Source organism: Corynebacterium marambiense, from assembly GCF_016342275.1.
In the GTDB taxonomy this organism is placed as follows: Bacteria; Actinomycetota; Actinomycetes; order Mycobacteriales; family Mycobacteriaceae; genus Corynebacterium; species Corynebacterium marambiense.
This window is the reverse complement of the sequence record NZ_JAEIOT010000007.1, coordinates 699,587-719,768: the sequence shown is the minus strand read 5'-3', so window position 1 is coordinate 719,768 and position 20,182 is coordinate 699,587. Positions and strand designations below refer to the sequence as shown.

Annotated in this window: 20 protein-coding genes, 1 tRNA gene and 1 other RNA gene; 14 read left to right on the top strand and 8 right to left on the bottom strand. The window is 64.8% G+C overall.

The features are described 5' to 3' along the window. Positions 1–114 precede the first annotated feature (114 nt). Positions 115–1,443, top strand: coding sequence for a dicarboxylate/amino acid:cation symporter (locus JDV76_RS08275; RefSeq protein ID WP_376992954.1), 1,329 nt, complete (start codon positions 115–117; stop codon positions 1,441–1,443). A gap of 58 nt (positions 1,444–1,501) precedes the next feature. Here JDV76_RS08275 and JDV76_RS08270 read toward each other — a convergent pair whose 3' ends face one another. Further along, positions 1,502–2,770 carry an alpha/beta fold hydrolase gene (locus tag JDV76_RS08270; RefSeq protein WP_198736364.1) on the bottom strand — a complete coding sequence of 423 codons (1,269 nt, stop codon included), beginning with the start codon at positions 2,768–2,770 and terminating at the stop codon, positions 1,502–1,504. Between the two features lie 83 nt (positions 2,771–2,853). Between JDV76_RS08270 and JDV76_RS08265 the strand changes: the two genes are divergently transcribed. After that, on the top strand, positions 2,854–3,681 hold the full coding sequence (locus JDV76_RS08265) for a serine hydrolase domain-containing protein (protein WP_198736363.1): 828 nt from the start codon (positions 2,854–2,856) through the stop codon (positions 3,679–3,681). A gap of 298 nt (positions 3,682–3,979) precedes the next feature. Further along, positions 3,980–4,384: a hypothetical protein gene (locus JDV76_RS08260; RefSeq protein ID WP_198736362.1), complete on the top strand. Its 405-nt coding sequence runs from the start codon at positions 3,980–3,982 to the stop codon at positions 4,382–4,384. 24 nt (positions 4,385–4,408) lie between these two features. Here the strand turns inward: JDV76_RS08260 and JDV76_RS08255 are convergent, their stop codons facing one another. Further along, a complete protein-coding gene (locus tag JDV76_RS08255; RefSeq protein ID WP_198736361.1) occupies positions 4,409–4,696 on the bottom strand; it encodes an acyl carrier protein in 288 nt (95 codons plus the stop codon). Positions 4,697–4,730: 34 nt separating this feature from the next. Here JDV76_RS08255 and JDV76_RS13040 point away from each other — a divergent pair, with 34 nt between their 5' ends. Next, positions 4,731–4,802: a hypothetical protein gene (locus JDV76_RS13040; RefSeq protein ID WP_418884421.1), complete on the top strand. Its 72-nt coding sequence runs from the start codon at positions 4,731–4,733 to the stop codon at positions 4,800–4,802. Positions 4,803–4,848: 46 nt separating this feature from the next. Then, positions 4,849–5,886 carry an alpha/beta fold hydrolase gene (locus tag JDV76_RS08250; RefSeq protein WP_198736360.1) on the top strand — a complete coding sequence of 346 codons (1,038 nt, stop codon included), beginning with the start codon at positions 4,849–4,851 and terminating at the stop codon, positions 5,884–5,886. Positions 5,887–5,889: 3 nt separating this feature from the next. Here the strand turns inward: JDV76_RS08250 and JDV76_RS08245 are convergent, their stop codons facing one another. Continuing rightward, positions 5,890–6,504 (bottom strand): LiaF domain-containing protein, encoded by a 615-nt coding sequence (locus tag JDV76_RS08245; protein WP_198736359.1) that lies wholly within the window; start codon positions 6,502–6,504, stop codon positions 5,890–5,892. Between the two features lie 146 nt (positions 6,505–6,650). After that, complete coding sequence (aceE, locus tag JDV76_RS08240; protein ID WP_198736358.1) at positions 6,651–9,395, bottom strand: pyruvate dehydrogenase (acetyl-transferring), homodimeric type; 2,745 nt, start codon at positions 9,393–9,395, stop codon at positions 6,651–6,653. A 488-nt stretch (positions 9,396–9,883) separates the two neighbouring features. On the opposite strand from aceE, the gene JDV76_RS08235 reads away from it, so the two are divergent. From JDV76_RS08235 to JDV76_RS08220, 4 genes are all read left to right on the top strand, one after another. Beyond that, positions 9,884–10,264: a DUF3052 domain-containing protein gene (locus JDV76_RS08235; RefSeq protein ID WP_198736468.1), complete on the top strand. Its 381-nt coding sequence runs from the start codon at positions 9,884–9,886 to the stop codon at positions 10,262–10,264. 84 nt (positions 10,265–10,348) lie between these two features. Further along, a tRNA-Val gene (locus JDV76_RS08230) sits at positions 10,349–10,424 on the top strand. 131 nt (positions 10,425–10,555) lie between these two features. Then, positions 10,556–11,836, top strand: coding sequence for an acyl-CoA thioesterase/bile acid-CoA:amino acid N-acyltransferase family protein (locus tag JDV76_RS08225; protein ID WP_232958981.1), 1,281 nt, complete (start codon positions 10,556–10,558; stop codon positions 11,834–11,836). Further along, positions 11,833–12,756 (top strand): cobalamin biosynthesis protein, encoded by a 924-nt coding sequence (locus tag JDV76_RS08220; protein ID WP_198736356.1) that lies wholly within the window; start codon positions 11,833–11,835, stop codon positions 12,754–12,756. The genes JDV76_RS08225 and JDV76_RS08220 overlap by 4 nt, the downstream gene beginning before the upstream one ends. 10 nt (positions 12,757–12,766) lie before the next feature. On the opposite strand, the gene JDV76_RS08215 is transcribed toward JDV76_RS08220, so the two are convergent. The 4 genes from JDV76_RS08215 to JDV76_RS08200 are packed head-to-tail and all read right to left on the bottom strand — an operon-like array spanning position 12,767 to position 15,304. Then, positions 12,767–13,096, bottom strand: a complete 330-nt coding sequence (locus JDV76_RS08215) for a DUF6968 family protein (protein ID WP_198736355.1) — start codon at positions 13,094–13,096, stop codon at positions 12,767–12,769. Positions 13,097–13,098: 2 nt separating this feature from the next. Continuing rightward, positions 13,099–14,118 (bottom strand): SURF1 family cytochrome oxidase biogenesis protein, encoded by a 1,020-nt coding sequence (locus JDV76_RS08210; protein ID WP_248140781.1) that lies wholly within the window; start codon positions 14,116–14,118, stop codon positions 13,099–13,101. 39 nt (positions 14,119–14,157) lie between these two features. Then, complete coding sequence (locus tag JDV76_RS08205) at positions 14,158–14,673, bottom strand: low molecular weight protein-tyrosine-phosphatase (protein ID WP_198736354.1); 516 nt, start codon at positions 14,671–14,673, stop codon at positions 14,158–14,160. Continuing rightward, on the bottom strand, positions 14,651–15,304 hold the full coding sequence (locus JDV76_RS08200) for an HAD-IA family hydrolase (protein ID WP_198736353.1): 654 nt from the start codon (positions 15,302–15,304) through the stop codon (positions 14,651–14,653). The genes JDV76_RS08205 and JDV76_RS08200 overlap by 23 nt, the downstream gene beginning before the upstream one ends. Before the next feature lie 10 nt (positions 15,305–15,314). Between JDV76_RS08200 and cobC the strand changes: the two genes are divergently transcribed. From cobC to rnpB, 5 genes are all read left to right on the top strand, one after another. After that, on the top strand, positions 15,315–16,415 hold the full coding sequence (cobC, locus tag JDV76_RS08195) for an Rv2231c family pyridoxal phosphate-dependent protein CobC (protein ID WP_248140783.1): 1,101 nt from the start codon (positions 15,315–15,317) through the stop codon (positions 16,413–16,415). Beyond that, the gene (locus tag JDV76_RS08190) at positions 16,412–17,557 is read left to right on the top strand and encodes a Nif3-like dinuclear metal center hexameric protein (RefSeq protein ID WP_198736351.1); all 1,146 of its coding nucleotides are present in this window, start codon (positions 16,412–16,414) and stop codon (positions 17,555–17,557) included. The genes cobC and JDV76_RS08190 overlap by 4 nt, the downstream gene beginning before the upstream one ends. Before the next feature lie 76 nt (positions 17,558–17,633). Then, the gene (locus JDV76_RS12925) at positions 17,634–18,359 is read left to right on the top strand and encodes a zinc ribbon domain-containing protein (RefSeq protein WP_198736350.1); all 726 of its coding nucleotides are present in this window, start codon (positions 17,634–17,636) and stop codon (positions 18,357–18,359) included. A gap of 32 nt (positions 18,360–18,391) precedes the next feature. Further along, a complete protein-coding gene (locus JDV76_RS08180; RefSeq protein WP_198736349.1) occupies positions 18,392–19,546 on the top strand; it encodes a bifunctional RNase H/acid phosphatase in 1,155 nt (384 codons plus the stop codon). A gap of 63 nt (positions 19,547–19,609) precedes the next feature. Beyond that, an RNA gene (rnpB, locus tag JDV76_RS08175) (RNase P RNA component class A) lies at positions 19,610–20,065 on the top strand. Positions 20,066–20,182 lie beyond the last annotated feature (117 nt).

Below are 20,182 nucleotides of genomic sequence, written 5' to 3'. Positions count from 1 at the left end.
TGTACGGCGACTTTCCGTGTTCGTGAATCCATACCACTCGTTTGAATCCAAACTCTCTAAGGAAACATTGACGTGTCTACATCAATCTCCGGCTCTCCTGCACGCTCTGACGGGGTGCAGAAACCCGATGCGGAGGCGCCCACGAAGCGCTCGAATCCGCTGACCAGCTTCGGCGCCCAGATCATCTACGGTCTGATCGCCGGCCTCATCCTCGGCCTCGTCGCCAGATCCATCGGTGGTGAAAATTGGCTTGCCACCACGTTGACGGCGATTGGATCGGCTTATGTCGGTCTGCTCAAGGTCCTCATTCCACCGCTGGTGGTCACCGCTGTCGTGACGTCGATTGCGAATCTCCGTCAGGTCACCGATGCGGCTCGTCTCGCGTGGCAAACACTGCTTTGGTTCGCCATCACTGCCTTCGTGACGGTCTTCGTGGGTATCGGTATCGGTCTGTTGATGCACCCCGGACGTAGTGCCAGCATTGATGTTGCTGCGGCTGCGGCTCCCGGATCCATTGGAAGCTGGTCCGCGTTCATCCAGTCCCTGGTTCCGAGTAACATCCTCGGTCTTGACCTTTGGGTGCGTGGTTCAGGTGACAATCTCTCTGTCAACCCCGATTTCAATGTTCTGCAATTGCTCCTGATCTCCATCGCCTTTGGTATCGCTGCTGTCAAGGTCGGTAAGGATGCGGAGCCTGTGCTCGGAGTCGCCCGTTCACTGCTCACCATCATCCAGAAGGTGCTCTGGTGGATCATCCGGCTCGCGCCCATCGGTACCGCGGCGCTGATCGGCAAGGCGGTTGCAGTCTACGGTTGGGAGACCCTCGGCTCCCTCGGTAGTTTCGTCCTGGCGATCTACATCGGTCTCGCCCTCGTGATCGGTGTCGTCTACCCGCTGGTACTGAAATTCAACGGACTGTCGATCGCACAGTTCTATCGCAAGGCATGGCCGGTTACCTCCCTCGGTTTCGCGAGTCGTTCTTCGATGGGCACCATGCCGGTCACCGAACGGACTGTGGTTGGTGCGTTGGGAGTGCCCCGTGCCTACGGGTCCTTCGCGGTGCCGCTCGGTGCGACGACAAAGATGGATGGTTGCGCCTCGATTTATCCTGCCATTGCCGCGATTTTCGTGGCGGAGTTCTACGGAATCAACTTGGGGCTGACTGATTACCTGCTGATCGTGTTCGTCTCCGTCATCGGGTCCGCAGCGACTGCGGGCACCACCGGTGCGATCGTGATGCTCACGTTGACGCTGTCCACACTCGGTTTGCCGCTCGAAGGCGTCGGACTTTTGCTTGCCGTCGACCCAATCCTGGACATGGGGCGTACCGCGGTCAACGTCACAGGTCAGGCGTTGATCCCCACCATCGTCGCCAAACGGGAGGGAATCCTCGACGAGGAACTCTTCGCATCCGACCGAACGGCAGCCAGCGCAGAAGGCTGACGATGCCAGCCATGTGAAAAGGAGGCCCCGGAATAATCGGGGCCTCCTTTTTCTCGGCTCAGTTCTCCAGGTGCCGGGCCAACCAATCGACGATCGGTGGAACGTGTGTCACAGCCGGGTCCGGGTGTCCGGTCATCAGTGCTCGTGCGATCGGAGAATCCGGCGCCTCGATGACGCTGACATCTCCGCCGTGGGCACGCCAGGATTCCCCGAGAGTCTTCGAGTCGTGGCCGTTCACCACCAGATCAGACATGTGATAGGTCAGCAGGACGGGAACAGTCGGTGCTCGGGTCCCGAGTTCCTGCCTGTGGAACTCTGCACGTACCTCGGGCATCCGGTCGATGACATCGATGAGACTCTCACCCGTGGTGGTGAGGGACGAGGCCTTCCGGAACGCTGTCGGAAGAAAAACTCCGGGGGTGCATGTTCGCCGCATGTCCTCGATCATCTGTCGGCCCTCGTCGGTGAGGATGCGCTCCATATCCGCCCGGATCGTCGGGGAATGACGCATCTGGGTGTCGGTGGCCATCAGCATCAGCCCCATGGTCAGGCTGCCATCAGCATCCGCTGTCAGTTGCCGGAAATTGTAGGGAGGCGAAGAGACCGCGACCGCCCGTAGATTGAGTTCCGGGGTGTACTCGTGGGCGTTCTCCGCCATCCAGCCCGTCGCTGCTCCTCCCTGTGAATGGCCGGTGGCGACAACGGGAGCTCCCGGCCGGTTGAGCAGAGTCAGGGCTGCGATGCCTGCATCTGCTGCGGCGCGACCCGTTGCGACGTTGTCCATGTAGGGGTGAAGGCCGGGTGATCCAAGTCCGGGATAGTCGGTGACGACGACATCGATGCCTCGATCAAGTAAGAGGTGCGCACGGAAATAGTCCGGTGCGGTCGCGGACAGCTCGGGGTGCACCGGGTCGAAGGTGACACCTGTGCGGACGACGTTGGAGAACGCGCACACGTCGTCCATTCCCTGGGTGACGGGTGCGATTACCGCCAGGGGGCGTTCCCCCGGTCCAGTCCACGGTCTGTGTGTTCGCATCAGCAGTGCGGTAGCTGGAATCTCGACGTTGTCCGAATTGAGTGTGGAGTAGGTGAATGTCGTGTCATCGCTGATGTCGAGTGGGGTGCCGTCGGTGAAGACCCGGGTGGGGTGCTCTGGTCCGGGAATACCGTGATCGGGCAGTGGTCCTGACCAAAGGACTGCGTCCTGTCCCGGTTCAGGGGCCGGATCGGGGGGCGCCGCAGTGGCGATGCTCGTCGTGGTGGTGAGGATGGCGGTGGCGATCAGGGTCGCAAGTACCGCTCGGGATCTGAAGGGTGTTGGTGACATGGAGTAGGGGCTCCCAGAACTCTGTGGGCGGTTGGCGGGCTTTTTGGGGTAGTTCATTTTAAACACCCGTTAGAATCACCGATATGCAGCGCAGCGCTACCGAGCTCCTCGATTCCCTCGCGGGTTGGCCCGTCGAACACGTCTCTGCGGCGGTGATCGCGGACGGGAAGGTACGATCCATTGGTGACGCTGAACGTCCCTATGAGCTGGCTAGTGTGACCAAGCTACTCTCCGCCTGGGGCGTCCTCGTGGCGGTCGAGGAGGGGATCTTCGAGTTGGATTCGGAGGTCGGGCCAGATGGGGCGACGGTCCGGCACCTTCTCTCCCATGCTGGTGGCGTTGGTTTCGCCTCACGGGAGCTGGAGCGGGCACCAGGGGTGAGGCGGATCTACTCATCCGCAGGCTTCGAGATCCTCGCTGATGTCATTGCCGCTGAAGCCGAGATGGATTTCGCCTCATATCTCCGGCAGGCGGTCTTCGCTCCGCTCGGTATGACAGGGACCTCGCTGGAGGGATCCGCCGGACACGGGGCGGTGTCCACGGTCCGGGACCTGACGGTCTTCGCCCGAGAGATCCTTGACCCGGTCCTGCTCCATCCGGTGACCGTGGCTGAAGTGATCGAGGTGCAGTTCCCGGAACTGGATGGCGTGGTTCCCGGCTACGGCATGCAGAAACCGTGCCCCTGGGGTCTCGGCTTCGAGATCCGGGGTCGCAAGAACCCGCACTGGACCGGGGCGTCGATGCCGAGCGATACGGCCGGGCATTTCGGCCAGTCGGGTACTTATCTCTGGGTGCATCGACCGACAAAGAGGGCGATGGTCGTGCTGACCGACCGGGATTTCGGTGCCTGGGCGAAACCGCTCTGGGCAGAGACCAATGATGCGGTGTGGAGGAAACTCGACACCGAGTGATTCTCAACTTGAGGTTGAAAAAATGGGGGGATCAAGTTGGTGTCGAGAGTTGCCGGTGTGATCTATGTTGCCTGAAACTGGGGCCAGGATAGCCCGCTGTTGTTCATCCATTGCTCTCTGATAGCTCTTTTCACGGGGCAGGAGTTTAGTCGGACAGGCGGGGGCGCGGACAGAGGCCGTTGGGGAAGACGAACCTCGTCTTGCACCGTGTCCACCACGGGATCACCCGCATGATGTAACCATCGTGCGTTTCAGCCGTGATGACATGGTGTTCGTGCTGCCCATTGCGAGGACATCCGTGACACAGCAATCATCATGCTCTACAACGCCTGCCCTACGCGACGGCTACGGCACCACCACGCCGAATCCGTTCGCTGCTGCTCAGGCGGACGTTGTCTATGCGCGTCTCCATATCATCGGGCTACCGGTCACGCTCCGGCCGGTGGTCGAGTCCGCCATGGCTGTGTGCCTGCCGACACCGGGAATTGCGGTGCCACCGGGGGTCGATCCACTGACCGCTGAGTGGTGTACGCGCTGGCACCGCTCTGACACCGTGCCGCGGGCCGTCGATTGTGATCAACTGCTGAGTGGTGCCCGAAAAGAACTCCTCCGCCTGTCCAGGCTCTTGGACGGACTCGGTTCCGCGCACGAATTTGATGTGGAGCTGACGGTTTCGGACATTCAATCGACGGAGGACGGGTGATGGCTTTCACAGCCACCCGGAGGATCAATCAGAGGGGCCACCGGCGGCACGCTCCTCGACGAGCGTCACGATGTCGGCGACAGTGCCGAAACGGTCCATGTCGGTGTCGACGATCCGGATCCCGAATGCATCCTCCAGGCGCACAGCTATCTCGACGAGTGACAGGGAGTCGATGGCGAGATCAGCGATCCGGGCTTCAGCGTCCACTTCCTCCGGTTCAAGGCCCGTGGCGGTCGCGATGATGTCCATGACGGAGGTCAGCGTGCCGGTACCCGGCTCGGCGGCGTGGGTGATGGGTTCGGTGAGTGACATCTCGGCGGGGGTCCTTCGCTATTGATCGACCGGGTTGAGGCAGTACTGCCACTGCTCAGGTTACTGGCACGCGACCGTGTCAGACCAACGGGCCTGGAGACGGTAGTGTGTGATCAATCATTCCCGTCAGCTCAACCATCAGGAAGGACGTCATGGTCCTGGATCCCGGGCGCGCAGCAAACGCGCTACGCCGCATCTCCCACCGGATAACCCCGTGGGGGCGCTCCGGTCTTCGCACCGTTCGTGCAGGCATACAGACGGATGGGATCCGCCCCGGACTCACCGACATCGACCGTCGTGGAATCGTGGCCAACGATGGAATCGACCTCCACTACTACGAGATCGGTCCGGAACACGCGGACACCACCGTCGTCTTCGTGCACGGATTCACGCTGACCGCCGAATCATGGTTCTTCCAGGTGGATCACCTGCGTCGCGACCACCCTGATGTCCGGTCCGTGCTCCTTGATCTCCGCGGCCATGGCGCCACCGGAATGGTCCCGCCCGAACGTTGCACGATCGACGGAGCAGGAGATGACGTCCTGGCGGTGATCGCAGAACGGGTTCCAACCGGCAGAGTCATCTTGGTCGGTCACTCCATGGGAGGAATGATCCTGATGAGTCTCGTCCGGCGCTGTGGGGAGGAACTGCGCAGCCGCATCGGTGGTGTGATCACCGTTTCCACCGCGATGGAACCGATGGCGTCCGGTGGCATCGCCCAGATCATCGATAATCCTGTGGCAGATAAGGTGCACGGGGTCATTTCCCGGAATCCGGAGGAATCCGACAGGATCCGGAAAGAGATGATGGAGATGCTGGCGCCCCTGCTGGCCGTGACGATCTTCCAGCGTAACGGCACCGACTACGATGTCATCGAATTTCACGCCGACCAGATCCACGAGACCCCGGCAGAGACCTACATCGGGTTTTTCTCGGAGCTCCAGAGCCACGAGGAACTCGCTGCGGCGCCCTATCTGAGTGAGGTTCCCGGATATGTGGTGGTCGGTGACAAAGACAATGTGACCCCCGTGGAGCAGGCGGAACGCGCCGTCGAACTCTGGCCCGGAGCGAAACTTCGGGTCATTCCCGATGCCGGGCACATGGTGATCCTCGAGGCACCCGATTCCATCAACCGGATCATCGACGAAGCCATCCTGGCGGAGCACCCAGCGGTTCCCCACACGAGCTGAACATCACCGGAGGAAGTCGAACCAGCCACCGCTTCCTGCGGACTGTCCCGGTGCCAGGGTCTTCACCTTGATATCGCCGCCGAAAATGAATCCCCCGACCTCGATCTCGGGACCTCTGGGCCGACCTGTCTCCGCGATGCGAATATCGCCCAATATCGTCGTCGTGGTCACGCTCACAGACACCCCTTCCGGGATGATCATCGTGCAGTCTCCGAACAGGCCCATCAACGTGATGCGACACGAATTGGATTCCATCGTGGTCTCCCGCAGATCCAGTGTGACATCCCCGAGGAGCGGATGGATCCGCAGCTCCCGGGGCAGACACCAGGCGCCTCGCCTGGTGACGTCCCCGAGCACAGCGGTGATGGTTTTCCGGGCGGGAGCCGGGAAACCTGCACGATCCGGGATCGGTGCAGCGACTCGTGGGACGATCGCGCGGATGTCGTCGGGATTCTCGGCGGCCCAAACCGCCGCGGACAGCTCACTGAACGTTCCGAGATCCAGCTGTCCCCGCCCCACGGCCCTGATCAGTTCCGCTTCGGTCTCATCACGTAGTTGACGGTGCGGGATCTCACCGGACCCACCGGTTGTTCCTGACCCGCCCAGCGTTGAATCCATGTCAACGATACTAGTGGGGCAGTCCCGGGCGGCGTGCCGCTGATCGTCTATGGGGATATTTAAGGATTGCCTAAGAGAAGGGCTTTCGCCCCGGAAACTCAATTTCCGGGGCGAAAGCCCTTCAAGGAGAAGCGTCGACGACCCGGTCAGACTACCGTCGGATCCGTGATCTCGAACTTCGTGGCGGCATTGTCCGCCACGGAGACATCGATTGCGCCCTCACGGGCGAGGGCCGCGAGAACGGCCACGACGACGGATTCGGCGTCAGTGTTGAAGAACCGGCGGGCCGCCCGGCGGGTGTCAGAGAAACCGAAACCGTCGGTCCCGAGAGTGGTGTAGTCCCCCGGCACCCACTTGCGGATCTGCTCCGGCAGCGTGGTGGCGAAGTCGGAGACCGCGACGAACGGCCCCTCGACGTCAGCGAGCTTGCGCTGCACGAACGGGGCCTCGAACTCCTCGGCGGGGTGACGCAGTTGCTGGAGGTCATGGGCCTGGCCGTCGCGGGCGAGTTCGTTCCAGGAGGTGACGGAGAAGATGTTGGTGCGCACACCGTACTCCTCGCCCAGGATTCTCTTGGCTTTGAGCGCAGCCTGCATACCGATGCCGGAGGCGAGAATCGAGGCTTCGTGGCCTGCACCTTCACCGGCGGGATCATAGAGGTAGATGCCCTTGTGCAGGCCCTCCACATCCAGGTTCTCCGGCTCCTTCGGCTGGGGCGTCGGCTCGTTGTAGATCGTGATGTAGTAAATCACGTTCTCGCCGCGGCCCGGACCGTACATCCGGTCGATGCCCTCACGGATCAGATGAGCCAGCTCGTAAGCGAACGCCGGGTCATAGGTGATGACGGCCGGGTTGGTGGACGCCAGGATCGGGGAGTGGCCGTCCATGTGCTGCAGGCCCTCACCGGTCAGGGTGGTGCGTCCAGCCGTCGCGCCGAGGAGGAATCCGCGTGCCATCTGGTCGGCGGCGGCCCAGATCGAGTCGCCGGTGCGCTGGAAACCGAACATCGAGTAGAAGATGTAGAGCGGGATCATCGGCTCACCGTGGGTGGCGTATGACGTACCCGCGGCCATGAACTCACCCATGGAGCCGGCTTCGTTGATGCCCTCGTGCATGATCTGGCCGTCGACGGCCTCACGGTAGGAGAGCATGAGGTCGTGGTCGACTGGGGTGTACTTCTGACCGTGGGGATTGTAGATCTTCAGTGTGGGGAACCAGGAGTCCATGCCGAAGGTACGTGCCTCATCGGGGATGATCGGGACGAACCGCTCGCGCAGCTCCTTGTCGCGCATGAGTTCCTTGAAGGTACGCACGAGGGCCATGGTCGTGGCTACCTGCTGCTTGCCGGATCCCTTCCGGAGTGATTTCAGTGCATCCATGTCCGGGACCTCGAGTGGCGTGTAGGAATCGCGGCGCTCGGGCACGAAGCCGCCGAGCTCCCGGCGGCGCTCGAGCATGTACTTGATCTCCTCGGAGTCCCTACCGGGGTGGTAGTACGGCGGAAGGTAGGGATCCTTCTCGAGTTCCTCGTCGGAGATCGGGATCTGCTGCTTGTCGCGGAACAGCTTCAGATCATCGAGGGTGAGTTTCTTCATCTGGTGGGTGGCGTTGCGGCCCTCGAAGTTGTGTCCCAGCCCGTAGCCCTTGATGGTGTGCGCCAGGATCACCGTCGGGCGGTCCTTCGTCTCCATCGCCCGCTGGTAGGCGGCGTAGATCTTGCGGTAGTCGTGGCCACCACGCTTGAGCTTCCAGATCTCCTCGTCGGTCATGTCCTCGACGAGCTTCTTCGTCTCCGGTGTGCGGTTGAAGAACTCCTCACGAACGAACTTGCCGTCGTTGGCCCGGAACGTCTGGAAGTCGCCGTCGGGGGTGGTGTTCATCAGGTGGACGAGCTCACCGGTCTTGTCCCGCTCGAACAGCTCATCCCACTCGCGGCCCCAGACCACCTTGATGACTGACCAGCCGGCACCGCGGAAGAAGGACTCGAGTTCCTGGATGATCTTGGTGTTGCCACGGACGGGACCATCGAGACGCTGCAGGTTACAGTTGATCACGAAAGTCAGGTTGTCGAGGTTGTTCAGAGCGGCGAGCTGGATCAGGCCACGCGATTCAGGCTCATCCATCTCACCGTCACCGAGGAACGCCCAGACGTGCTGTTGCGAGGTGTCCTTGATTCCGCGGTTGTGCAGGTAGCGGTTGAACCGCGCCTGGTAGATCGCGTCCATCGGGCCGAGGCCCATCGACACGGTCGGGAACTCCCAGAACTCGGGCATGCCGTGCGGGTGCGGGTAACTGGGCATGCCCCCCTGCGGACGGGAGACCTCCTGCCGGAAACCATCCATGTCATCCTCGCTGAGCCGGCCCTCGAGGAATGCGCGGGCATACACACCGGGGGAGGCATGCCCCTGGAAGAATACCTGGTCACCGCCGCCGGGATGGTCCTTTCCGCGGAAGAAGTAGTTGAAGCCCACCTCGTACAACGGAGCGGAGGACGCGTAGGTGGAAATGTGTCCGCCGACCTCAATTCCAGGTCGCTGGGCACGGTGCACCATGATCGCGGCATTCCAGCGCATCCACTTGCGGTAACGGCGTTCGATGGACTCGTCGCCCGGGAACTCGGGCTCCATCTCGGTCGGGATGGAGTTGACATAGTCCGTGGAGGTGAGCGGAGGTAGGGGGACCCGTTTCGCCGTGGCACGCTCCAGAAGGCGGAGCATGAGGAATCGAGCGCGGTCAGGGGTGGCCTCAGCGAGAAGCCCGTCCAGGGACTCCATCCACTCGCGGGTCTCCTCGGGGTCCGAGTCGTTCAGATACGACGCGACACCGTCCCGGATAAGTGCAAAGTTGCTGTCATCGGACGGGTTGGTCGTGGTGTCCTTCTTCTGGGACATACCGAATCCTCCTGTGGATCAATCATCTGGCGCCTGTGTTCGGGCTGTCCGGCCCCGGGGGACCCCTGTTCGGGGGATCCTTCCGGAAGGTGTACCCGTCCCCACGGTCAGTGGGGAAACGCACGTGTCCCCACAAGGATACGGGTCCCGCCGAGATATCGGCGTCCCGGGCGATACCTTCTGGAACAAACCTGTTGTGAGCACCGGTTTTATGGTTCGTTGCGTGATGGAACCGCGGGAGAGGTTGTTTCGGGGGCAAGATGTGGCGCGCAATAATTCCTGAAAAACACCGGGTGATGGACCATTGGCGGAGGAAACCCGGTAGCGTGTACTAACGAGATCACATCAACCGGGGAGACTCCGGTCCCTTTTTACCCGGCCACACGGCCCGGTACAGGGGCGGGCCACGTTCCCGGATCATATTTAGGAGGAAATACACAGTGAGCGACGCTCCGGGCGCGGCCAAAGAAAGCGCCCAGGATTACGCCATGCTTCTCGGGGTCAAGCCGGACCACATCGTCCAGGAGGTCGGCTGGGACGAAGACTGCGACACCGACATCAGTGAAGCGGTCGAAGACGTCATCGGGGAAGCTCTCCTTGATGAAGACACCGATGAAATCTGCGACATCGTTCTGCTGTGGTGGCGCGAAGAAGACGGTGATCTCGTGGACGGGTTGGTCGACTCGATCCGACCCATCGCCGAGAATGGTCGGATCTGGTTGCTGACCCCGGGGGCGGGTAGACCGGGACACATTGAACCCGGGCTGATCGCGGAGTCCGCCCAGCTCGCGGGACTCGTCCAGACGTCCGCCGAGCGACTCGGCGCATGGCAGGGGTCCTGCCTCGTGCAGAGCGGGAAGAAGCGCTAACTTCGTTGATCCGACGGGACCCGTGATAGAGTTACCGTCGTTGTTGACCGTGCTCGTGAGCAGTCGTGCTCGAGTTCGGTGCGCGCGCCTTTAGCTCAGCTGGAAGAGCAGCTGGTTTACACCCAGCAGGTCGGCGGTTCGAGCCCGTCAGGGCGCACCACAACAGAAACGGCCCGGTCGAGAATGTCGAGCGGGCCGTTTCTGTGTGCCATCTGTGTGGAGAATATACAGGTGGTCGGCCCTTTGCACAGGCTGAGAAAAGGGGCAGGGTGGGGCGCTACGATGGCGGATATGTTTCTCGATGTTCCCCCGGTTTCTGGACTCAGCGACCCATTCCCGATACGTGTCTCGGACGTGTCCCCGGGTGGAGTGGTGCGGATCGGCGTCCGGACCACGGATGCTGCAGGGGTCGCCTGGTCCTCGCTGACCGAGTTCACTGCCGACAGCGAGGGACGAGTGGACACCTGCTCATCCCTGCCGGGGTCCGCTGAATGGAGTCCCGCGAACAGTCTGGGGCCGTTGTGGACGCTCCGACCGGAGCACGGAACACCCGGTTACGGGTTCTCCCTGGAACCGTCCGGCGCGGTCGGACTGGACATTCGCGTCCGGAGCACCGGTGCAGCCCTCGGTGCCGGTGCGTCACGTACGATCGGACGGCGCGCCCGCGAGGTCGGCGCGCCGACGGCGCCGGGAATCACGGCGGCGCGTTTCTTCGTCCCCGACGATGGTGCGCCGCATCCCGGAGTGGTGCTGCTCGGCGGTGCCGAGGGTGGTCTTCCGGCAGCAGCGGCAGCCGAGCTCGCGGACCGTGGCTGGTCCACCGTCGCCTGGGACTGGTTCCCGCGGGAATCCGGTGGAGTCGATGTTGGGGACCTCCGTGCGGCGCTCCGTGTGTTCGTGGATCACCAGCTGGTCGCCGGTGACCGTGTCGCACTGATCGGGCGGGGACGGGGGGCGGAACTCGCGTTGCTCCTCGCTGTGGGGGAGCCTGACCTGGTCGGCCCGGTCGTCGCGCATTCGCCTACGGACGTCCGCACGAACGATCCACACGCGGCCCCCTCGGCCACGACGTACCTCGGAGATGCCTGCCCGGTGTTGGACCTACCCGCCCCGGAACTCGGCTCGGTCTTCGCCCGCCTCCGGTCGAGGCTTCGACCGGCATTGGCCCACAGACCACTGGAACTCGCCAGCTACTACGCGGACGCGCGCCGCGAGGCCGGGAACGAAGCCGTGGCCGCGGCCCGGATTCCGGTCGAACACATTCGTGGTCCGCTGCTGGTCACCGCAGGAACCTCTGACGCGGTGTGGGATTCCGAGACCATGGCTGGGGCACTGGCCCAGCATGCCGCCGAGGCCGGAATCGACGCCTACGCCGTCGTGTACCCGGGTGCCGGACACGGGGTCGGGTGGCCGTTCACCCCGGCGGGACTGCCCATACCCGATACAGCCACCGCCTACGGGTCCACGGTACTGCTCGGCGGTGACCGGACCTCATCCGGCGCGGCAGCCACGCGGTCTCGGGACGTGGTACTCGAGTTTCTCGGACAGGTCCACGGCGGGGAGACACCGTGAGTACCGGGATCCTCGCCGGGGTCCTCGCCGATCGGGTGATCCCGGATCCCCGGCGTGGACATCCGGTCGCTCTGTTCGGGACCTGGGCCGCGTGGTTGGAGAGGCGCTGCTACCGGGACTCAAGGGCCGCAGGGTGCGTGCATCTCGTGCTCTCGGTGGCCCTTCCGGTGGCTGTGACGGTGATCGCGTCACGTCACGCCCCCCGGTTGACGAACACCGTCTGCTTGTGGGCGGCTCTGGGCGGCACGATGCTGGAGCGGACCGGTACCCGGATGGCGGATGCCCTCGAGTGCGGGGACACGACCACTGCGCGGGAACTGGTGCCGTGGCTGTGTTCCCGTGATCCTGCGCTTCTCGACGGCGGGGACATGGCGAGAGCCGCGGTCGAGTCGCTTGCGGAGAACACTTCCGATGCTGCCATCGCACCGTTGGTCTGGGCGGCGATCGGTGGTGCACCGGCGGTGGTCGCGCACCGGGCGGTCAACACGCTCGATGCGATGGTCGGTTACCGGAACGACCGCTACCGGAACTTCGGATGGGCGGCCGCCCGAATGGATGACGTACTGGCATGGCTGCCCGCCCGGACTACGGCCCTGGTGCACACCGGACTGGCCGCCGCCGCGGGACGGGGGACTGACGCCGTACGTGCCTGGCGGGAGGATGCACCGTCTCACCCGAGCCCCAATGCCGGCATTGTGGAAGCAACCGCTGCGGCCGCGCTGGGCGTGCGCCTCGGGGGTGCCACCGCCTATGCGCACGGAGTCGAGAACCGGCCCGTCCTCGGTACGGGCCGACCACCGGATGTGGCTGCGATCCGCGACGCCGTCAGGCTGTCCAGGAGGACCCAGGCCATCGTCACCGTCGTTACCGCGGCGGCGACGGTCCTGTTACGCGGTGGTCGTACCAGGACGGGTGGCTGAACCGTGTGCTCTACGTCGGCATCCGCAGAACAGCAGTGTAGAAGCCGTCCTCACGCTTCCCGGAGTGCAGCAACCCGGTTCCCGGGCCCTCCAGGAAACTGAGCGAGGAATCTTCGGCCACGCGGTCGCCCGACATGGCGAGAGCAGCGAGGAGCGACTGCATGGAGTCGACGCCTCCCGATGCGAGTTCGACATCGCCCTCCGGGAGCCCGGTGATTCGCCAGCGGGTCTCCCAGAAATCCTCGCCGCGGTTGACAGGGGCCGCGATCTCCACGGTGACGGAGCTTCCGTCCTCGCGGTGCAAGGTGCGGCTGACCAGGGGTTGGATGGTGTTGTCCACGGCTAGAACCTCTCTTCATTCTTCTCGGCGATGGTGCGGTAGTGATCGGTGTGTCCGGAACCGTAGCGCGCTCGTCTGCGGCGTCGTTCCCGGGGCTGCGGCTGTGGCACGGGGGGCGTCGTTTCGGCCACCACGTCCTGCGCCTCAGTGTCGCGACGCGTCGGGGCGCGTTCCGGAGGATCGGTGTCCCCACCCGGGCCACCGGTCGATACCGGGGCGGCTGCTGCGGCGGACGCCTCCTCGTCCCGTTCCCGGCGGCGTTCCCGGATCTCGGCCCAGATGAAGTAGCCGAGTCCCAGTGGTGCCATGATCCCGAAGGCGATCCACTGGACCCCGTACGAGAGATAGGGGCCCGCATCGAGCTTCGGGAGTGGGATGGGCTCCAGTTCTCCAGGGGAACCTGCGGAAAGCTGGATGTAGTCCCTCCCGAGCGGGACACCCGTGAGCTCAGCTATCTGCTCCGTGGAGATCCCGTGGACCTGGGTGTGATTCTGTTCGGTGACGGGGGAGCGTTCGGGGACCGCCTCGGTCCGGCGGAGATACCCCGAGATGGTGACCTCCTCACCGGGCGCTGCGGGAACCTCCGGTATCTGCCCGGCCTCGACCGGGAGCCAGCCGCGGTTGACCAGGAGAGTCGTGCCGTCGTCGAGTTCGAAGGGGATGAGACCCTGGACCGCTGGCTGGTGATCGACGGGCCGTAGCCGCAGCAACACCTCGTCGTCCGGTAGGTAGTGTCCGTCGAGCGTCACCCGGCGCCACTCCAGATCGGGGTCGACGACCCCGTCGGGCCCCACGAGGGTAGCGACGGGGACCGGATCAGTGTTGAATGCCTGGTCAATGCGCTGGTTTCGGGCGCTGGTGGCCTCGTTCTTCCCCAGCTGCCAGGGGGCCAGAACGGTGAAGGCGGTGTAGGCGAAGATGATCACCACGACGGCGGTGATGACCCAGCCAGGTGTGAGAAACACCCTGAGCACCGACAGTGGACCCGTGGATCCTCCGGGGCGTACTGCTCTGGCGTTCACACCGGCCAGTCTAGTGCCCGCCGGTGGAACTACCGAAAATCACCGCCCCGACATGTCCGCGCAGGTCTCTCTAACCCAGTTGATGAGCCCGGGGACGGCGGCATCGATCTGCTCGCGGACCACGGTGAAATCATCGGCGCTGCCGTAATACGGGTCGGCGCAGTCCCCATCGCCCGCTGCGGGATCGAAACTGCGCAGCAGCCGGATCCGTTCCCGCGGTACGCCGGCGCCGCGCAGTGCGCGGACGTGCCCGGAATCGAGGGCGATGAGCAGGTCGGCGTCGCGGTGTTCGTCACCGAACTGGCTGGCGCGGTGGTCCGAGCCGTCGTGCCCCGAGGATTGGAGCTCCGCGAGCGCCCGCTCATCGGCGGGCTGGCCGACGTGCCAACCACCCATGCCGCAGGATCGGAGGAGAACCTGGCTGGTGAGTCCGGCGTCCTCGACGGCGTCGCGCATGATGACCTCCGCCATGGGGGAGCGGCAGATATTGCCGGTGCACACGAAGACGATGTAGACGTCCTCGGTGCGTTCCCTAACTCTGTTCGTTCCACTCATCGACTATGTCCTCCAGGTGACGGGTGTTGGTCGCTGTCCAGCGTGCCTTGGCGTGTTCGTCGGCGTCGCCGTATCCCCAGGCACAGGCTACTGCATCGATTCCGAAAGTGGCCGCGCCGTCGAAATCGTGGATGCGATCGCCGATCATGAGGATATCGGGTTGGGTTCCGCGGAGAGCCAGGGAGTCGAGGACGTGGGCGATGACTGACTCCTTGGAGCGCCGCGGCCCGTTCTCCTCCGCGGCACCGAGGAAATCGATGAAGTCGATCATCCCGTAGAGCTCAAGGGACTGTCGGGCGAAGTGTTCCCCCTTGGAAGTCGCGGTGCAGACCTGGAACCCTTTCTCCTTCCACCGTGCGAGGAGTTCCCGCATGCCGGGGTAGGGCTCGGCATTCGCCCAGGACCCCTCGCCGTAGTGGCGGAGGTAAATCTCGACGGCCTGATGTGCCTCATCCGGGGTCATGCCGACGGCCCGCATGGTCTGCTCCATCGGGGGGCCTGCGATCCGGGAGAGGATGTCCTCGCCAGGGTGCGGGTGACCCATGGCATCGAGTGTGTGGAGGAAACTGGCCCGGATTCCCGGGTAGGAGTCGATGAGTGTGCCGTCAACGTCTATCAGCAGAGTTTTCACACTTCCCAGTGTGTCAGAACGTAACCTGGGCAGTGTGAATGAGGATGACCTCCTGCGGTACCACGGCGACCTGGCGGCCGCCGGAGTGGTGGACGACGGTCGGGGGATCGTGGATTTCGCCGTGAACGTGCGTGCCCCGGGTCCCCCGGAGTGGCTGGCCGCCGGGCTGCGCGACGCGATACCGGGGCTCGGCACCTACCCACCGACGGCACTCATCGACGACGCGCGGGAGAGCGTGGCCGAGTACCACGGCGTGAATCCGGAGTGCGTGCTGCTGCTGTCCGGTGCCGCGGAAGGGTTCTCCCTCATCGCGGGACTCCGTGCCGAGCACCCGGTGGTGGTGCACCCCGGATTCACCGAACCCGAGGTGGCGCTCCGGGCCGCGGGTGCGGCGGTGGAGCGCATGGAGCTGGCCGCCCCGTTCACCCTGACCGGCCGGACACCCCCCGAGGACACCGATCTGGTGGTCATCGGCAACCCCACGAACCCGACCGGGGTGCTGCACCCAGCTGAGACGATCCTCGGGTGGTGCCGTCCGGGGCGGATCACCGTCGTCGACGAGGCGTTCATGGACCTGACAGACGAGAGTCATTCACTCGCGGGGGAGGTCGCTCGGCACCCGGGGCTTGTGGTGCTGCGTAGCCTCACCAAGACCTTCTCCCTCGCCGGACTCCGGTGCGGCTATCTGCTTGCGGTGCCGGACCTGGTGCACAGACTTTCCTCCCGGCGGCCACACTGGGCGGTCGGCACCCTGCAGGCCACCGCGATCCGGTCCGCACTGCGTGACGGTGAAGAGTTCCTCGCCGCGGAGAGGGACACCGTGGAGCGCCAGCGTACGACGATGACCGAGGTACTCACCGCAGCCGGTTTCACCGTCCACACCCCGTCGCAGGCGCCGTATCTACTGGTCACACCACCCGTCGAGGATCCGGAAGCCACCCGTGTCGCGCTCGCCGCGCGGGGTGTCATCGTCCGTCGCTGCGACACCTTCCCCGGGCTGGACCGTACCTACTGGCGGCTGGCTGTGCGCGACACCCGGGAAGTTGCCACACTGGTGGAGGCAGTCACCGGACACACCCCGAACAACGTCAAGGAAAGAGAACGACAATGACCAGCACCGTCGCCGAGATCCGCCGGATCATGGACACCGCCTACCCGCCTCACCTCGCGGAGAGCTGGGACAGCGTCGGACTGATCTGCGGTGACCCCGACGCCCCCGTGACCAGGGTCGCCTTCGCGCTGGACTGCACTGACGCGGTCGCCCGTGCCGCGGTCGACGCCGGTGCCGACATGCTCATCGTCCACCACCCGCTCCTTCTGCGTGGCGTCGACAGCGTCGCGGCGGACACCCCGAAGGGACGGGTGCTGCACACTCTGATTCGCGGGGGAGTGGCGTTGTTCGCGGCGCACACCAACGCAGATTCCGCCCGCCCCGGCGTCAACGACGCCCTCGCCGAGGCCATCGGGATCACCCCGGGTCGTCCGGTCGCGCCGAAGTACGGCGATGGACTCGACAAGTGGGGTGTCCAGGTTCCCGCCGCAGACGTCGGCACGGTGAAGAAGGCACTGTTCGCCGCCGGTGCCGGGGCCATCGGCGACTACCGTGAATGCTCCTTCCAGTTCCCGGGGCAGGGTCAGTTCCGTCCCGTCGACGGGGCCAACCCGACGCTCGGGACAGTCGGGAACCTCGAGTACGTCGACGAGGTTCGCGTGGAGTTCGTCGCGCCCCGGTCGCGCCGCGAAGCGATCACCGCGGCTCTGCGCGCCGCCCATCCGTACGAGGAACCCGCTTTCGACATCACCACCACAGAGGACGCGGGTGATCCGAAGACCGCGCCGGGACTCGGGCGCATCGGCGATCTACCGGAAGCGATGCGCTTCGCCGACTTCGTGCAGCAGGTCGCGGACCGCCTCCCCGTCACAGAATGGGGCGTGCGCGCAGCCGGCGATCCGGACCGGATGGTCCAGCGGGTCGCGGTGTGCTCCGGGTCCGGGGACAGTTTTCTCGGCACCGTCGCAGAGATGGGGGATATCGACGTGTTCCTCACCTCCGACCTCCGGCACCACCCCGTGGATGAGCACCTGCGTGCCGGTGGTCCAGCCGTGATCGACACCGCACACTGGGCGAGTGAATCGCCTTGGTGTGCCCACGCCGCGGAACTCATTGCCGAGCGGGCCGGTGTCGAGACCCGTGTCCTCGACATCCGCACCGATCCGTGGACCATATCCCGGCATCCGCGCGATGAGGGGTAACGTGAACTCTCCCGTACCGTGATCACGACCAACCACCGTGACCCACCGCACCAACCGAAGAACAGAAAGCACCACCGTGAAACTCGCCCCCGACCACCAGCGTCTTCTTCTCGATCTCGCTGACACCGACGCAGCGCTCACCGTCGATCGCGCTGAGCATACCCTCGATGAACAGAAGGAGCTCGACGCCCTCATCGCTGAGCGCGCGACACTCCGGGACGGCGCGGCGGTTTCCAAGATGGGGGTCGATGATCTGCGGCGTGACCTCGGTCGCCTCGACCACGATCTGACGAAGCTGGAACGCAGGCAGAAGGCCGACCTCGACGGGCTCGGTGCCGCCACCGATATGGAGGACCGGCGCGATCTCGAGCACGATCTCGCCTCGACCCGCCGGCGAATCCGGGAGATCACGGAGGAACGCGAGAACATGCGTCGCCGGATCGAGGCCACGGACCTCAACCACGACTCCGATGGCGCGCTGTTCGACGAGATCGAGGAGAAGATCGCAGCCGCCACCCGTGCCCGCGACGCTGCCCTCCAGGGCCGGGAGTCCGCCCATACCGACCTCATAAACAAGCGGGAGAACCTTCGGTCCCGCCTGGCGGAGGTCGCGCCCGACGCACTCGATGCCTACGACGAGCAGTACGAGTCATTCGGGGTGGGGGCTGCCCGGTTCGCCGGAAACTCGTGCACGGCCTGCTACCTGGTGCTGCCCGCCGCGGGGATCTCTCGGATCCGTGCCACCGCGAAGGACAGCATCCCCCGCTGCCCGGAGTGCGGAACCTGGCTAATCCGCAGCTGACCCGCTATCGGACGAGACTTTAAGGACACACCGTGAAGGTGATCATCGAAGCTGACGGAGGTTCCCGCGGCAACCCCGGGATTGCGGGCAGCGGAACTCTGCTGCTCGACGAACGAGGCGAGAAGGTCCTCCGCAGGATCTCCGAGTTCGTCGGGAAGACGACCAACAACGTCGCCGAGTACCGTGGCCTGATCAACGGGCTGATTGCGGCACATGACCTCGGCGCCACCCATGTCGAGGTCCGGTTGGACTCCAAACTCGTCGTCGAGCAGATGTCCGGACGGTGGAAGGTCAAGCACCCCGACATGAAGAAGCTCGCCCTCGAGGCCCGTGGTCTCGCATCCCGGTTCGAGGGAATCCACTACACCTGGATTCCGCGCAAGAAGAACAGCCGGGCCGATGAGTTGGCGAACATCGCGATGGACGCCGGCGCCGACGGGGCGGAACCGGGCAAGATCGACCTCGGGGAGCGTTCCGGCGACACCCCGGTCGTCGCTGAGGCCGGTGTCACCGTCGAGAAGGACAGTTCGGCCACCGCCACCGCAGCCCCGACCTCGTGGAACGGGGCGGTGACTCGCCCCACCCGCATGATCCTGCTCCGCCACGGGCAGACGGAGATGTCGGCGGAGCGCCGCTACTCCGGGCGGGGCAACCCGTCACTCACCGCCGTGGGCCGACGGCAGGCGGAACTCGCTGCGGCGATGCTCTCGGCACGCGGCGGCATCGACGCGATCGTGTCGTCACCGCTGGCGCGTACCCGCGAAACCGCGGAGATGTGCGCCGCGGCCCTCGGGCTCGACGTCGACGTCCTCGACGAACTCACCGAACTCGATTTCGGTGCCTGGGACGGGTTGACCTTCGGGCAGGCCAGGGACGCGGACCCTGAGCTGCACGAAAAGTGGCTGAGCGACACCTCGGTGTCGCCACCCGGCGGGGAATCACTCCAGACAGCGTATCGCCGGATCAAGCGTGCGAAGAAGCACATCGTGGATACCTACCGCGAGGCGAACGTCCTCGTCGTTAGCCACGTCACCCCGATCAAGGGAATCCTCCGGCTCGCCCTTGACGCCGGGCCGGGGATCTTCCACCGCATGCACCTCGATCTCGCGTCTCTGTCCGTCGCCGAGTTCTACGCCGACGGTCCGACCACTGTCCGCCTCGTCAACGAGACCGCCCACCTGCGCTGACCTTCCCCAGCGCCGGTTGGATCATGCGTGCGGTCCGCGACACGGTACAGTGACGGGTGCGAATGAGTCGGCCGGGCGGTCGCGGCCGGTGAAACGGCGGGCGGGTTCATCCCTGTCCGTGCAGACACCGAGCCGAGGAAAGTCCGGACTCCACAGTGGCAGGGTGGTTGTTAATGGCAACCCAGGGTGACCTGCGGGACAGTGCCACAGAAAACAAACCGCCCCACACCCCGGGGAACCGGGCGCGCGGGGTAAGGGTGAAACGGTGCGGTAAGAGCGCACCAGCACCGCAGGTGACTGCGGTGGCTAGGTAAACCCCACCCGGAGCAAGGTAAGAGGGCGCACCGACGGCTCCTCAGGGAGACAACGGTGTGCCTGCGCGGACGATCGAGGGCTGCCCGCCCGAGTTCGCGGGTCAACCGCTCGAGGCGCCCAGCAATGGTGCGTCCAGATGGATGACCGCCGCCGCACCGGTCACACGGCGCGGTACAGAATCCGGCTTATAGGTCGGCTCATTCGCCCGAACGTTCCGACGGCCTCCCCGGTCCGCGATCATCGCGCCGATCCCCGGGTGCGGGCACGTGTCCCGTGATGTCCCTACACTGAGGTCCACGCGGTGTTCCCCGGTCGATCCGG